Raw genomic sequence first — 14,071 nt, forward strand, 5'->3', positions numbered from 1 at the left:
GCCGCAGCATGACGCGCCGGGCCTACGCCGAGGACACGAAGGTGTCCGTCATCACCACCCGACAGGAGATCGAGGCCCTCCTCCGGAAGACCAAGGCCAACCGCATCGTCATCATGGACGAGCCGGCCGAGGCCCTGGTGATGTTTGAGCTCGCCGGCCGGCTCATCCGCATGCGTGTCGAGATCGACGAGGCCGCACGCGACCAGGTGCGCATGTCCATCTGGCGCGCCCTCTTCATCATCCTGAAGGCAAAGCTCGTCGCGATCGATCGCGGCGTATCGACGGTGGAGCAAGAGTTCCTCGCCCACGTCGTGCTGCCGGACGGGCAGACCGTCGGCCAGTGGTTCGAGCCGCAGCTTCAACTCGCCTTTGAGCACGGCGTCATGCCGACCCATCCCCTCATGATCGAAGGTCCGAAGTGATGTCCAAGATCGAGTGGACCGAGAAGACTTGGAATCCCATCGTCGGCTGCTCCGTCGTCAGCCCCGGATGCACGAACTGCTACGCGATGACGATGGCCGCGCGCCTCGAGCGCATGGGCACGGAGCGGTATCGCGGGCTGACGAAGCCGAGCAAGGCCGGCGCGGTCTGGACGGGTGAGACCCGCCTCGTCGAGGAGACGCTGACGGAGCCCCTACGCCGCCGCAAGCCGACCATGTGGTTCGTCAACTCGATGTCCGACCTCTTCCACGAGAGCGCGCCGGACGCCTGGATCGACCGCGTGTTCGCCGTCATGGCGCTGTGCCCGCAGCACACGTTCCAGGTGCTGACAAAGCGGTCGGCGCGGATGCGAGCGTATCTGTCCAGCGACGAGACAGCGGGGCGGCTAACGCGCGCGCTGTCGCACGGGATAGACGGCATCGGCTCGCTTTCGATCGTGAGCTGCCACGACGGTCTGTCCGGCTTCCAGCTCCCGAACGTGTGGCTCGGCGTCTCCACCGAAGACCAGCGCCGCGCCGACGAGCGCGTGCCGGACCTCCTCGCGACGCCGGCCGCCGTGCGGTTCGTGTCGGCCGAGCCGCTGCTTGGGCCGATCGACTTCCGGAACATCCCGTACCCATCGCCGCCGGAGGACGAAGGGCGTCGAGGTTCGGCGCTGGACGGTCACGAGGTTGCCGGCCTGGTCGGGAACTGCATCGCCTATATCCCGGCGCTCGACTGGATCATCGTCGGCGGCGAGAGCGGCCCCGGCGCTCGGCCAATGCATCCGGCATGGGCCCGGTCGATCCGGGACCAGTGCGCCAGGGCAGGCGTCCCGTATTTCTTCAAGCAGTGGGGGGCGTGGAGCGAGGACACGAACCAGGACAGCCCGCGTGGCGATTACATCGGCGCGCATCCTGGGGTCGAACCCATCCAGTGCTGCGACACGGTCTACATGGCGCCGGTCGGCAAGAAGGTCGCCGGCCGCCTCCTCGACGGCGTCGAGCACAACGGCATGCCGGAGGTGCGGACATGAGCGCGGGCACACTCATTCGGTATGACGGGACGCAAGATCCTTTTCATCAGCGGCTGAAGAAAGCCGTCGAGAAGCGTCAGAGCGCGTACCTATGGGTTCCCGCCGACGCAATCTCCTTCATCCCTAGGCTTTCGCCCGTCTTTTATGGCGACGGTCGCGCGCTGTTCACTATCGCAACGATCAACCAGCGCCCTGCTTATTGGATCATCCGGGCGTGCAGCACTTGGACGTGCGGCCTTGATTGTCCTGGCGGGGAAGGCCCTGACTTCGGTGAAATAACCGATGAGATCATGATCGATCTCGAAGATGCGTTTGGCCGAGGACGATGCGGCTACTCCAGGGAAAGCCTGTTCTGGCCCCGTAGAGAGAGAATCAAAAATTGCCAATGCGAAGAGTGTTCTGAGCGAGGAATGGCCCGTTGGCCGATGGTGGATGATGACGGCGGCTGCAGCTGGTCGCGGCTCGATTGGCCAAAGGGGTTCGACGCGATCAGCAATCCCGTCGCATGGGATGGCAGCCTGTTAGTTGTCCCTTCCGCACCACCCGCAGAGGGGAGGGCGGATTGACCACGCGACCTTACACCCCCGAGCAGGTGGCGGACCGATGGGACTGCTCACCGAACCACGTGCGAAATCTCATCAAGCGTGGTGAACTCCGCGCATTCCGAGTCGGGTCGCGCCTGCTTCGGGTGCCCGAGGATGCAGTGAAGGAATTCGAGCAGTGCCAGCAGACTACCGGATCGGAAGGCTCAATGGCCGATACGTCGTCTCTTGGTGGGCCGACGGGAAGCGAAAGCGTTATCGTCTTGACGCACTCACGGCCAAGGATGCGGAACGCGAAGCCATAGACATCATCCGGCGCGAGGTGGTCGCCCCGCCCGGTTCGACGATCGCCGACCTCTGGGAAGCCTACCGCGCCGAGAAGGAAGGGCGCCGCGTGTCCGTGGCGATGATGCACGAGTGGAAGGCGCTTGGTCCGCACTTCGGGCACCTGCGTCCGGACCAGATCACCACCGCCGTCTGCCGGGCCTACACTGCGAGCCGCAAGAAGACGCCGGTGCGCGGCAAGACGACGGGCGCGCATGACGGCACCATCTGGACTGAGCTCGGCCATCTGCGATCGGTGCTAAATTGGGCGCTGGGGGATAAGGCGCCGAAGATCGAACGGCCGGCCAAGCCCGCCCCGAAAGAGCGCTACCTGACGCACGCCGAGATCGCGAAGCTTCTCGACGCCCCCGCCCCGTTGCACATCAAGACTGCGATCTACCTCATGCTGTGCACGGCCGCCCGCGTCGGCGCCGCACTCGAACTGACATGGGACCGGGTGAGCTTCGATCGTGAGCAGGTCGACCTTCGGACCGGCATCGGCGGACTGAAAGGCCGCGCCGTCGTTCCGATGAACGCCGACCTGCGCGCCGTGCTGCAGAGCGCCAGGGCGGCGACAGTCACCGACTATGTCATCGAATGGGCCGGCCAGCCGGTTGCCAACATCAAGACGGGCTTCAACGCGGTTGTCGCGGCGGCAGGCCTCGCAAACGTCTCCCCCCATGTCCTCCGGCACACCGCCGCCGTGCACATGGTCGAGGGCGGCGTACCGATCCCGGAGGTGGCGCAATATCTCGGCCACACCAACCCGGACATCACGTTCCGCGTCTATGGCCGTTTCTCGCCCACGCACCTGCGGAAAGCCGCCGACCTGCTGAACTTCTCCCGCCTGCGATCCGTGGCCTCTTAGGTTCGATGAACCCGAAACCAGACCGTCGATTGGGGATCGTTTCGACGCATCCCGTAGGAGAAATGGTGGTGGGCCCGGCAGGACTCGAACCTGCAACCAGACCGTTATGAGCGGTCGGCTCTAACCATTGAGCTACAGGCCCAAACCGTCTGATTGCAACGGCTTGGTGGGGATACGGTCGAGGCCCGCACCGTTTGGCTACACAAACCGCTACAGAAACCCTCCTCTGAGGTACCTGCAGGCTCCGAATTCGGCAAGCACCTTCCGCCGCCATCCGCTACCTTCGCGCGATGCCACCTCGCCGTCATCCGCGTCCCGCTCCGCCTCATCGTCGTGGGAGAGGCTGTGGCCGTCGTCGAGACGACCGGGACGCGCCGCTCGGTTAGAACATGGGAGTGCCGCCCGTCACCGGAACCAACGCGCCGGCCATGTAGCTGCCCTCGCGCGACGCCAGAAGGACATAGGCCGGCGCGAGCTCGGCGGGCTGGCCAGCTCGCCCGAGGGGGGTATCCTCGCCAAGCTTTTCGATCTGCTCGGGGCTTTTCACGATCGGCTGGATGGGTGTCCAGATCGGACCGGGCGCGACGCAGTTCACGCGAATGCCCTTCGGGGCGAGCAGGTTCGAGAGGCCGATCGTCAAGCTCGCGATGGCGCCCTTGGTCGCTGCGTAGATCAGCATCGATTTGTCGGCGATCTTGGCCTGCTGGCTGGTCGAATTGACGATCGCCGAGCCCGGCTTCATGTGGGGCACCGCCGCTTGGCAGAGATAGTACATGGCGAACACGTTGGCTCGGAACGACCCTTCGAGATCCTCGGCCGTCACGTCGTCGAGGACTTCGTTGACCGTCTGCGCGGCAGCGTTGTTCACCAGGATGTCGATGCCGCCAAGGGCTTCGACGGTCTGAACGACGAGGTCGCGGCAATGCGCTTCATCCCGCAGGTCGCCCGGCAACAAGACAGCGCGTCGCCCGGCTTTCTCGATCCACCGAGCGGTCTCCTCCGCATCGGACTGCTCGACCGGCAGGTATGAGATCGCGACATCCGCTCCTTCACGGGCATAGGCGATCGCCACCGCCCGCCCGATCCCGCTGTCGCCCCCCGTGATCAGGGCGACCTTGCCGATCAACAGGCCCTTGCCGACATAGCTGTCCTCGCCGTGGTCCGGCACGGGTGTCATCTTCGATGTCAGGCCAGGCCGTTCCTGCTGCTGGTCTCCAGGAAAGGGTGGTCGAGGGCCGGCGGTGCGCGGGTCTGAGGTCATCGTCTGTCCCTTTGAAGGCCTCGGCCAACGTGACAGACGGCGATTTGTGTCTGCGGCAGAATGGTGCCGGCCTGTGCAACCTCTACAGCCTCATCACCTCGCAGGCAGAGATCCTTGAGGCCTTCGGGGTGGAGGAGGATCGCGGCGGCACCCCGCCGAGATACGCTTCCCACGCCCAACGATTTTCGTTGGCACCGAACTCCGCGTCTCTCACGAGACTCCCGCTGCGCCGTCTTGCTCTGAGCGAGAACCGACCGAGACAGGGAGTCTTGTGAGGTGCTCTGAGCGTCCGCCGACATCGTCTCGGCTCCCGAGTTCGGACCGGCGACAATCCACAGAGAGCGTCCGTCGAGGAGGCCGGCAGGCACCGGCCCGATCGTGCCGGCGCCATTGCTGTCCCGCGTTCTTCCGGAAACGGTATGAGTCGGTGGATAGTCTCGGAGGCTCGCATGACGACCCGAATGCCGCCGTCGGCATCGACGTCCTGACGGGCACCACCGGCGCCAACCGTCTCGATGACGGTCTCGCGGCCGGCACGCTGACGGGCTTGGCGGGCAAGGATACGTTCGTGTTCGGCACGAGGCTTGGCTCGACCAATATCGACCACGTGACCGATTTCTCGGCCTTGGACGACACGATCCAGCACGCGAAGAGCGTCGTCGCGGCCAGCACTCCCGACTCGTCCGCATTCAAGGATCTGGGCGTTACCGGCGCAAAGATCGATGCGAATGCGCGGCAAACGGCATGGCGATGTCATGCCGTCGGTGTCGCGGAGGCATCGGCTGGTGCGAGCGCCGGGCGAAAGTCCCTCCTCGCCCTACGGATGGCCTCGGCTCAGAAGCGAGCGGAGACCCCACCGAGGATGGTTCGCGGATAGCCGGGCGTCGCGTACCGGTTCTGCCAAGCGCGGTCGTAATAGATCTCGTCGAACAGATTGTCGACGTTCAGGTAGATCCGGACGTCCTTGGTGATCTTGTAGTACGAGATCAGGTTGAAGATCGCGTATTGGGGCAGTTCGAACGTCGAGACCGCGGTACCGGACGCGCGCGCGCCGACGAAGTTGACACCCGCACCGAGGCCGAGCCCGCGCAGGTCGCCGCCCTGGAACTCGTAGACGCTCTGCAGCGCGAAGGCGTTCTCGGGGATGTTGGCGAGGGGGGCTCCCACCGGAATCGTGTTGTCGCGCGTCACGGCCGCGTCGACATAGGTGTAGGTGCCGATGACGCGCCAGCCCGGGGTGAGGTAGCCGGCAACGCTGAGGTCGAAGCCGCGGCTGCGGACCTCACCCGCTGCGATGCTGAAGTTCTGGTCCACGGGGTCTGTGGTCAGGACGTTGCTGCGGGTGATGGTGAACAGGGCGGCCGTGGCGCTCATCCGGCCCTCGAAGAGATCGAGCTTCGCGCCGACCTCGTAGCCCTCGCCGTCTTGGAAGGCGAAAGGCCGTCCGCTACGGTCCACGCCGGTATTGGGCCGGAAGGATCGGGCGTAGCTTCCGTACACCGACAGGGAATCGAGGAGATCGTAGGTCAGGCAGAAACGCGGCGTCGCCGCGATCCCCTGCAGGCTCGTCGTCCGGTCGTTGACGAAGGAGGTCGAGACCAGGCCGATATCCTCGACGCGCACGCCGACCAGGGCGTGGAGGCGCGGGGTGATGTCGATCTGATCCTGGATGTACCCGGCATAGCTCTCCGTGCGCTCCAGGAGATTGCTGCCGGGGACCGTCAGGGCGGGCAGGGCCTGGCCGTAGCGCGGGTTGAGGAGATCGAGGGAGAACGGGTTCACGTTCGGGTTCGAGCGATTGATCTCCTCCCGGTAGCGGTAGGTGTCGTATTCGAGCCCCATCAGCAGGGTGTGGCGCAGGAAGCCGGTCTCGAACTTGCCCGCGAGGTTGACCTGGATGTCGAGGTCCGACCATCCGAGGTCCCGGCGGTCGAAGGTGCGCCGCAGGGTGCGTCCGTCGTTGAGGACGCCCACGGTCTGCACGGCATTCCCCGCGATGCCGCCGCCGAGATACTGTGCGCCGGCGGTCAGAACCCAGTCCTGATCGAACCTGTGCTCGATGCGGAGCTGACCCAGCGCGTTCTCGTTCCGGAACGGCGCGAGGCTCGGCTCGCCGATGTAGCGGGAGCGCGGCACGGCGCGCAGGCTGCCGTTGAGGGGGACGATTCCGCGATCGAAGGTCTGGCCGGCACTGGTGAACTCGCCCTCCAGCGTGATCGTCGTGTCGGGAGTCGCCTTCCATGCGATGACGGGGGCGAGGTAGTAGCGGTCGCTGCTGACGAAATCACGGAAGCTGCCGTTGTCCTCGAAGGCGCCCGTGACCCGTGCGAGCACGGTTCCGTCCTCGCTGAGGGCCCCTGTCGCGTCGAAGGTCGTGCGCTTCTGGTTGAAGCTGCCGAACTGCGTTCCGATCGCCAGGGACCGCTCGGCCAGGGGCTGCTTCGAGACGATGTTGAAGGTGCCGCCGGGGTCGCCGCGGCCATACAGGAAGGCCGACGGTCCCTTCAGCACCTCGATGCGCTCGATGGAGACGATGTCCGGGGAGTTCGGATAGCCGCGGTTGATCGGAAAGCCGTTGCGATAATACTCCCCCGTGGAGAAGCCGCGGACGGTGAACTCGGTGAGACCGAGGCCGGCGAAATTGTTGGCGCGGCCGACGCCCGCAAGATCGAGAGCGGTGTCGACCCGTGTCGCGCCGGCATCTTCCAACACGTCACGGGGGACGACCACCACGGTCTGGGGCACCTCGCGCAGGGGCGTGTCGGTGCGGGTGGCACTGACGCTTCGCTTGGCAAGGTAGCCGTCCGTCGCCAGCGCGCCACCCGAGGTTCCGATGACGGAGAGCTCCTCGAGCTGGACCTCGTTGTCGGCCGGAGGAAGGCTCTGAGCCCGGGCGGGGAAGGACGTCAGGACGATCGCCATGGTCCCGAGGACCGCCACGCGTCCGACGCCGCAGCCGCTAGAGAGCGAAGGTCCGGCGGTGGCTCCCGCCTCGGCATTGGCGACGGTGAACGAGTGACGATGGCGCGGCATGGGTGAAGCCCAAATTCGGCGGAAGGGCTTCGAACGGAGCGCGAGCGCGATGCCTGCCGACAATCCGCAGCGTCGCTCATGCGACCCGCCGGAGCACCCCGCCCGAGAGACGTTACGGCCTCGAGGCAGGTCTCCTGGCTCACGGATCAACGCCTCTGCCGGGCCTTCCCGGTGCGTCGCACCAGTGACCGTTCTCGGCAGCGGCTCGCCGCTTACAGTTGCGGGGGCAGCCCCGGATTGACCCTCTCAGGCGCACCGGATTCCCTCTTAGCTCACGATCACCAAACCGCGAGACCTCGAATGGGGCCCGCAATCGCGCTTACGGCCAAGCTTGTCAATAAGGGGCGTAGAGCGGATTGGCAGGTCGTGCTCCGACCTCGCCCTCAGATTCCCTCCACCCTCTGCCTGTCAGCGAGCGCCGGATCGGCGCAGCGCGCCATCACACGCGCTAGGGGTGCGATCGACGAGGGCGAGCAGCGTTCGCCAGCCACGCGGGGAACGTCGGCCTGTCGGTGGCGAGTGTGTTGCCCTGAATGCCGGCGGCGACCGCAAATCGGTCGGGGGACGTTCCAGCGTGTGGGAGCGAGGCACGCCTTGGCCACCGTCGCGCTTGTAACCTTCCGAACACACAGCGTCGGAAAGTCTTGAGGTGGTATTGACGGTGTCCCGCATGATCGGGCTTCTGGTCCCTGACGGTTCCTCTCCGGAGGATCAAAAGGGAACGCGGTGAGGGTCTGGGCCCGATGCCGCGGCTGCCCCCGCAACTGTGAGCGGCGAGCCCATCATCAACACGTCACTGGAGGCTTCGGCACCTGGGAAGACGATGAGAGGGCGGTGACCCGCGAGCCAGGAGACCTGCCGTCAGTCGTGGTCACACGCGAAACGCATCGGGCGGGGTGTCCTGATGGGTGTCGAGGCGCCCGGCTGTCCTCACGACAGGCGCGCGCTCAGGCCTCGTTCGCGGTGACGTGCCACAGACGTCGCCCGAGGCTTGTCCCGTGTCCTTCTCCCCCCGAACCGCGTGCCTGAGCACGCTCGTGCTCGCCTGCGCCTCCCTTCCCGGCTCCGCCCCGGCGCAGCAGGCCGCCGCGCCTTTCGCCGATGTCCCACGGGGCGCCGAAGCCGCGGTCTCTCTCTCGGAACTCTCCGTCTCGGCCACCGGCGTGCCAACGCCGGTCGATCAGATCGGATCGAGCGTCACCGTCCTCACGGCCGCGACCCTGGAAGCCCAGCAGCGGCGCACCGTGCCGGACGCCCTCCAGCAAGTGCCGGGCCTCAACGTCGTGCAGACCGGTGGTCCGGGCGGCCAGACCTCGGTGTTCATCCGCGGCTCGAACTCGAACCACGTGAAGGTCTTGATCGACGGCATCGACGCCACCGACCCGTCGAACCCGAACGGCTCGTTCGATTTCGGCCAGCTTCTCGCCGACGACCTCGCGCGCATCGAGGTGCTGCGCGGACCCCAGAGCGGCCTCTACGGCAGCGATGCCATCGGCGGTGCGATCTCCGTCACGACGAAGCGTGGCGAGGGACCGGCCAGGGCGACCGCGCGGGTCGAGGGCGGGTCGTTCGGGACCTTCAACCAGAGCGGCCGGATCAGCGGATCCGAGGGCGGCTTCGACTATTCGGTGTCGATCCAGCATCTCCGGGCCGCCGCGACGCCGGTGACCCCGCCGAGTCTCGTCCCGTTCGGACGGCCGATCCACCCCAATTTCTACGACAACGAGACCGTCTCGGCGAAGTTCGGCTACCAGGTCACCGACGCGTTCCGGGTCAACTCGGTGACGCGGTTCATCAATTCGCGTCTGCTGTTCACAGGCACCGACTACGGCACTTTTCCGGCGCTCCCGGCGGCGTTCTGGAGCGCCGCCGACGTGCAGCAGGTCTTCACCCGCAACGAGGCCGAATGGACGCCGCTGCCCGGCTTCCACAACCTCTTTGCCATAAACTATTCGAACCTGTTCAACCGGCAGCAGGGGCCGCTCGATCCGCTGGCGCCCCCCGATGCGACGACGGGCCTGGGCGAGCGCACCCGCTACGAGTATCGCGGCGACTACCAGCTCTCGCCCGGCAACCTCGTCCTGTTCGGCGCGCAGCGCGACGACGAGAGCCTGTTCACCACCGACCCCAGCCCGTTCGGCGCCGGGAACCTGCGGGCGCGCAACGGCAACACCGCCGGCTATGCGGAGGCGCAGCTGACGCCCTTCGACCGGGCCTCGCTCGTCGCCAACATCCGACACGACGCCAACGACGCCTTCGGGCCGGCCACCACCTTCCGCGTCGCGCCGAGCTACATCCTGCCCTTCACCGACACCCGGATCAAAGGCAGCGTCGGCACCGGCTTCAAGGCGCCGACCTTGAGCCAGCTGTTCCAGAGTTTCCCGGCGTTCAACTTCTTCGCCAACCCCAACCTCAGGCCGGAGGAGAGCCTCGGCTACGATGCCGGCTTCGAGCAGCCGCTGGGAGACCGCCTCCTCGTCGGCGCGACCTACTACGCCAACGACTTCCGGAACCTCATCACCTCGAACGCGACCTTCACCTCGAACGAGAACGTCGGGCGGGCCGAGTCCTACGGGGCGGAAGCCTTCGTCGCGGTCAGGTTCTCCGATACGCTCTCGGGCCGGGTCGACTACACCAACACGGTGACCAAGAACGAGATCACCAACCAGGAGCTCCTGCGCCGGCCCCGCCACAAGGGCAGCGCCACGGCGTTCTGGACCCCGCTCCCGGGCCTGACCCTGAGCGGCACCGTGATCGTGCTCGGGCACTTCGTCGACGGCAACCGCGACTTCTCGGTGGCCCGGCTCAAGAACCCGGGCTTCACCCTGGTTAACTTTGCGGTGAACTACGACGTCAGCGAGACCGTGAGCGTGTTCGGGCGGGTCGATAACCTGTTCGACCGCCGCTACGAGAACCCCACCGGCTTCCTCGGGGCCGGCCTCGCCGTCTATGGCGGCGTCCGCCTGACCGCGTTTTGAGACCGCCGATGACACGACGGTCCAGGTTCGCGGTGCTGACAGTGATCCTGGCCGTCAGTCAGGCTTGGTCGATGGCCGAAGGCATGGCCGGCCCGGCGTTCGCACGTCCCCGGCATGTCGTCTCCATGAACCTCTGCGCGGATGAGCTGGTGCTGCGCCTTGCCGACCGCGACCAGATCACTGCGGTGACCTACCTCGCCCGTGACCCGCGCGGCTCGACCGTGGCGACGGAGGCTACGGGCATCGCGGTGACACGCGGCCTGTCGGAGGAGATCGTCGCCCTGCGGCCCGACCTCGTCGTCGCCGGCGCCTTCACGACACGGACCACGGTGGGCCTGCTCAGGCGCGTCGGCTTCCCGCTCCTCGAACTCGGCGTCCCCAACGACTTCGAGGGGGTGCGGGCCCAGATCCGGACCGTCGCGGCGTCTCTCGGGCACGCCGCGCGCGGCGAGGCCATGGTCGCCGCCCTCGACGCGCGCCTGGCCGGGGTGGTGCCGGCGGCCAAACCCCTGCGCGCCCTCGTCATGCGCCCGAATGCCTTCACGGTGGCCCCCGGCAGTCTCGGCGACGCGGTCATCCGCGCCGCCGGCCTCGTCAACGTCGCCGCCGAACTCGGCCGGGACCGCTTCGGACAGGTCCCGCTGGAAGCCGCGGCCTTCGCCGATGCCGACCTGATCGTCCTCGACGAGGGTGAGCCGGGCACGCCATCGCTCGCCGACACTGTGCTGCATCACCCCGTCCTCGACGCGCTTCGCCGGCAGGGCCGCACCGTCTCGATTCCGAACCGGCTCTGGACCTGTCCGGGGCCACAGGTCGCCGAGGTCGTGGCCTTGCTTGCCGCGGCCGCACGCGACAGGGCAACGCGATGAACGCTCCCCTGCCGGCTCCAGTCCGGATCGAAGGAAGGGCTCTTGGAAGCCGGATCGTCGTCGGATTCCTCGCCGTGGCGGTCATCATTCTCACGGCGGCGTCCATCGCAGTCGGGTATGCCCCCTTCGACGTTCCGGCAGCGGCCGGCGACCTCATCGCCGGACGGGCGACGCTGCCGGCCCTGGTGCTCTGGGAACTGAGAGTGCCGCGCGCCCTGCTCGGGGGCCTCGTCGGCTTCAGCCTCGGGCTGACCGGGGCGGCGATGCAGGGCTACCTCCGCAATCCCCTCGCCGATCCCGGCATTCTCGGCGTCTCCTCGGCGGCGGCCCTCGGGGCCGTGGTGGTGTTCTACAGTGGGTTCGCGGCCTCGTTCGCCCTCGCCCTTCCGTTGGGCGGGATCGCCGGCGCCGCCCTTGCGGCGCTTGCCCTCAACCTCCTCGCCGCCCGCGGGAGCACGACGCTCGGGCTGATCCTCGCGGGCGTCGCCCTGTCGAGCCTCGCGGGCGCCCTGACGGCGCTGGCGCTCAACCTGTCGCCGAATCCCTACGCGGCCCTGGAGATCGTGTTCTGGCTGATGGGGTCCCTTGCCGACCGCAGCATGGACCACGTCTGGCTCTGCCTGCCCCTGATGGCCGTCGGCTGGGGCCTGATGCTCTCCACCGGCCGGGCGCTCGATGCCCTGACCCTCGGCGAGGAGACGGCCGCGAGCCTCGGCTTCGACCTCGTCTCGGTGCGCCTGCGCCTCGTGACCGGAGCGGCGCTGGCCGTCGGCAGCGGCGTGGCGGTCAGCGGCGCCATCGGCTTCGTCGGCCTCGTGGTGCCGCACCTCGTTCGACCGCTGGTCGGCGCACGCCCCGGCGCAAGTCTTTGGCCGAGCGGGCTCGCGGGAGCGGCTCTCGTGCTCGCGGCGGACCTCGGCGTGCGCCTCCTGGCGACGCGGCCCGAACTCAAGCTCGGGGTGGTGACGGCCCTCGTCGGGGCGCCGTTCCTGATCGTACTCCTCCTGCGCGAGCGGGTACGCGGCGCATGAGTCTCGCGACCGAAGCCCTCGATGTCCGTCTCGGCGGCCGGGCCGTCCTCTCCAATATCAGCCTGTTCCTGGAGCGCGGGACGCTCATCGGCCTCGTCGGTCCGAACGGCGCCGGCAAGACCACCCTCCTGCGCACCCTCGCGGGCCTGGTCGCCCCGACGAAGGGCAGGGTGGTTCTCGACGGAATGCCGCTCGCGGGCATCGCCCGCGACGCGCGTGCCAGACGCATCGCGGTGCTGTTCCAGGGGGCGGGGGCCGGCTGGCCGATGCGGGTACGGGACCTCGTCGCCCTCGGCCGCCTGCCGCATCGGCGCGCGTTCGGCGGCCTCGACGCGTCCGACCAGGCCGCCGTCGCGCGGGCCATGGCCCGGACCGACACGGCGCGGTTCGCCGAGCGAACCGAGCCGACCCTGTCGTCGGGCGAGCGGATGCGGGTGCTCCTCGCCCGGGCGCTCGCCGTCGAGGCCGCGTGGCTGCTGGCCGACGAGCCCATCACCGCCCTCGACCCGGCCCACCAGCTCGACGCCATGACGCTGCTGCGGAGCGTGGCTGCGGCCGGGACCGGAATCGTCGCCGTCCTGCACGACCTTTCCCTCGCCGCCCGGTTCTGCGACCGGATCGTGGTGATGGAAGCGGGACGTCTCGTCGCCGATGGGCACCCGGCTATCGCCCTGACCGACCGGCTGCTCGCCGACGTGTTCGGCATCACGGTCCGGCGCGGGGTCGCGCCGGACGGAACACCCTACATGCTGCCCTGGAGCCGTTCAGGGCCCGTCCCGGAGGACATCGATGCAGCCTTCCCCCAACGGTCCTGATGCCGTCGTCGCCCTCCTGCGCGGTGCGCTGGCCGATCCGGGCACGGCCTGGAGCCTCGGCAGCTTCGGCGCCATCGCCGAGTTCATGCGCGATCCGGACGAACCCGTCCTCGCGCTGCCGGACGAGCGCCTGGGACTGGCGACCGCGCGCGGGGCCATCGCCCTGACCCCGAGCTCCGATCTGCGCCCCGTCGCCTACGAGACCGCCGTCGCGTCGGGCTGGAACCACGCCGTCGCCCTGTGCCTGCCGGAAGCGACCTGCGCGATGAACCGCCGGACCGTGGTGACGGAACTCGGGCCCGACCGGAACGCCGCCCGGGTCGAGGACCGCGACGGCATCCTGTTCGACCTCGGCCTCGATCTCCTCGCCGTCGACGCCTGCGTGCGGGTGCGCGATCCGGAGGCCGTCGCGCGGCTGCGGGCCGGCATCGGCCTGCCGCTGTTCGATCACGCCAACCCCATCGGGCGGCATCTCGTCGCCCTGAGCCCGCACCGGGTGTTCCTGGTGCGGATTGGGCGCATCGAGGTCTACGCCCCGATCCCCGGCCCCGGCGGCACCAGCCCGGAGGGGCCGCACACGCACGTGCTGCCGAAACTCCTGCGCAGCGGCCGCACCCATGCGGCCACGACCCCGATCCCGGCGGGCTGGGTTCCCTGCGCCGGTCTGCACCCGGCGCACCCCTACAAGGACATGATGGGCCAGCGCATCGCCTTCGATGCCGGACGCCACGAGGCGTTCCAGGCGCTGCTCGACCGTTGGGGCGACCCGGAGCTGGTGGCGATCAAGCGCGGCGGCCCCGAGGCGCCCGGCGGCTCGGTGTCGAGCCGCCACGCACAGGGCGCACGCCGCATTGCCGAGGCCCAGGCGCGTTACCGGCGCGGCGAGATCATCGA

General features: G+C 68.1%; 12 protein-coding genes, 1 tRNA gene, 1 pseudogene and 2 riboswitches. Of the genes and pseudogenes, 11 read left to right on the top strand and 3 right to left on the bottom strand.

The window, feature by feature from the left end:
* The 5 genes and pseudogenes from MKK51_RS05615 to MKK51_RS05630 all read left to right on the top strand — a co-directional run.
* On the top strand, positions 1–422 hold a 422-nt coding region (locus tag MKK51_RS05615; RefSeq protein ID WP_313898796.1), incomplete at its 5' end, for a hypothetical protein.
* A complete protein-coding gene (locus tag MKK51_RS05620) occupies positions 422–1,456 on the top strand; it encodes a phage Gp37/Gp68 family protein (RefSeq protein WP_243975551.1) in 1,035 nt (344 codons plus the stop codon). The genes MKK51_RS05615 and MKK51_RS05620, both read left to right, overlap by 1 nt.
* On the top strand, positions 1,453–2,022 hold the full coding sequence (locus MKK51_RS05625; RefSeq protein WP_243975554.1) for a hypothetical protein: 570 nt from the start codon (positions 1,453–1,455) through the stop codon (positions 2,020–2,022). The genes MKK51_RS05620 and MKK51_RS05625 overlap by 4 nt, the downstream gene beginning before the upstream one ends.
* A pseudogene (locus tag MKK51_RS27530) lies at positions 1,962–2,159 on the top strand (helix-turn-helix domain-containing protein); the annotation flags it as partial. The gene MKK51_RS05625 and the pseudogene MKK51_RS27530, both read left to right, overlap by 61 nt.
* Positions 2,160–2,176: 17 nt before the next feature.
* Positions 2,177–3,190: a tyrosine-type recombinase/integrase gene (locus MKK51_RS05630; RefSeq protein ID WP_243975556.1), complete on the top strand. Its 1,014-nt coding sequence runs from the start codon at positions 2,177–2,179 to the stop codon at positions 3,188–3,190.
* A gap of 66 nt (positions 3,191–3,256) precedes the next feature.
* Here MKK51_RS05630 and MKK51_RS05635 read toward each other — a convergent pair.
* A tRNA-Ile gene (locus MKK51_RS05635) sits at positions 3,257–3,332 on the bottom strand.
* Between the two features lie 240 nt (positions 3,333–3,572).
* On the bottom strand, positions 3,573–4,451 hold the full coding sequence (locus tag MKK51_RS05640; RefSeq protein WP_243975558.1) for an SDR family oxidoreductase: 879 nt from the start codon (positions 4,449–4,451) through the stop codon (positions 3,573–3,575).
* A 427-nt stretch (positions 4,452–4,878) separates the two neighbouring features.
* Between MKK51_RS05640 and MKK51_RS05645 the strand changes: the two genes are divergently transcribed.
* Positions 4,879–5,328, top strand: coding sequence for a hypothetical protein (locus MKK51_RS05645; protein ID WP_243975559.1), 450 nt, complete (start codon positions 4,879–4,881; stop codon positions 5,326–5,328).
* Here the strand turns inward: MKK51_RS05645 and MKK51_RS05650 are convergent.
* Positions 5,286–7,484: a TonB-dependent siderophore receptor gene (locus MKK51_RS05650; RefSeq protein ID WP_409565626.1), complete on the bottom strand. Its 2,199-nt coding sequence runs from the start codon at positions 7,482–7,484 to the stop codon at positions 5,286–5,288. The two genes, MKK51_RS05645 and MKK51_RS05650, sit on opposite strands and share 43 nt — an antisense overlap.
* 106 nt (positions 7,485–7,590) lie before the next feature.
* Positions 7,591–7,798, bottom strand: a riboswitch (cobalamin riboswitch).
* Positions 7,799–8,160: 362 nt separating this feature from the next.
* Positions 8,161–8,362, top strand: a riboswitch (cobalamin riboswitch).
* A gap of 120 nt (positions 8,363–8,482) precedes the next feature.
* Here MKK51_RS05650 and MKK51_RS05655 point away from each other — a divergent pair.
* The 5 genes from MKK51_RS05655 to MKK51_RS05675 all read left to right on the top strand — a co-directional run.
* Positions 8,483–10,462, top strand: a complete 1,980-nt coding sequence (locus MKK51_RS05655; RefSeq protein ID WP_243975561.1) for a TonB-dependent receptor domain-containing protein — start codon at positions 8,483–8,485, stop codon at positions 10,460–10,462.
* Positions 10,463–10,533: 71 nt separating this feature from the next.
* A complete protein-coding gene (locus MKK51_RS05660; protein WP_243975574.1) occupies positions 10,534–11,331 on the top strand; it encodes an ABC transporter substrate-binding protein in 798 nt (265 codons plus the stop codon).
* Positions 11,328–12,362, top strand: coding sequence for a FecCD family ABC transporter permease (locus MKK51_RS05665; protein ID WP_243975563.1), 1,035 nt, complete (start codon positions 11,328–11,330; stop codon positions 12,360–12,362). The genes MKK51_RS05660 and MKK51_RS05665 overlap by 4 nt, the downstream gene beginning before the upstream one ends.
* Positions 12,359–13,177 (top strand): ABC transporter ATP-binding protein, encoded by an 819-nt coding sequence (locus tag MKK51_RS05670; protein WP_243975565.1) that lies wholly within the window; start codon positions 12,359–12,361, stop codon positions 13,175–13,177. Before MKK51_RS05665 ends, MKK51_RS05670 begins: the two co-directional genes overlap by 4 nt.
* Positions 13,152–14,071, top strand: a 920-nt coding sequence (locus tag MKK51_RS05675; protein ID WP_243975567.1) for a DUF6925 family protein, incomplete at its 3' end; no start/stop codon positions are given. The genes MKK51_RS05670 and MKK51_RS05675, both read left to right, overlap by 26 nt.

This window comes from Methylobacterium sp. E-045 (assembly GCF_022829685.1).
Classification (GTDB): domain Bacteria; phylum Pseudomonadota; class Alphaproteobacteria; order Rhizobiales; family Beijerinckiaceae; genus Methylobacterium.

Coding starts and splice junctions, on each gene's coding strand:
- MKK51_RS05620 (WP_243975551.1), top strand. CDS start 422: ATGTCCAAGATCGAGTGGACCGAGAAGACTTGGAATCCCATCGTCGGC.
- MKK51_RS05625 (WP_243975554.1), top strand. CDS start 1,453: ATGAGCGCGGGCACACTCATTCGGTATGACGGGACGCAAGATCCTTTT.
- MKK51_RS05640 (WP_243975558.1), bottom strand. CDS start 4,451: ATGACCTCAGACCCGCGCACCGCCGGCCCTCGACCACCCTTTCCTGGA.
- MKK51_RS05650 (WP_409565626.1), bottom strand. CDS start 7,484: ATGCCGCGCCATCGTCACTCGTTCACCGTCGCCAATGCCGAGGCGGGA.
- MKK51_RS05660 (WP_243975574.1), top strand. CDS start 10,534: ATGGCCGAAGGCATGGCCGGCCCGGCGTTCGCACGTCCCCGGCATGTC.
- MKK51_RS05665 (WP_243975563.1), top strand. CDS start 11,328: ATGAACGCTCCCCTGCCGGCTCCAGTCCGGATCGAAGGAAGGGCTCTT.
- MKK51_RS05670 (WP_243975565.1), top strand. CDS start 12,359: ATGAGTCTCGCGACCGAAGCCCTCGATGTCCGTCTCGGCGGCCGGGCC.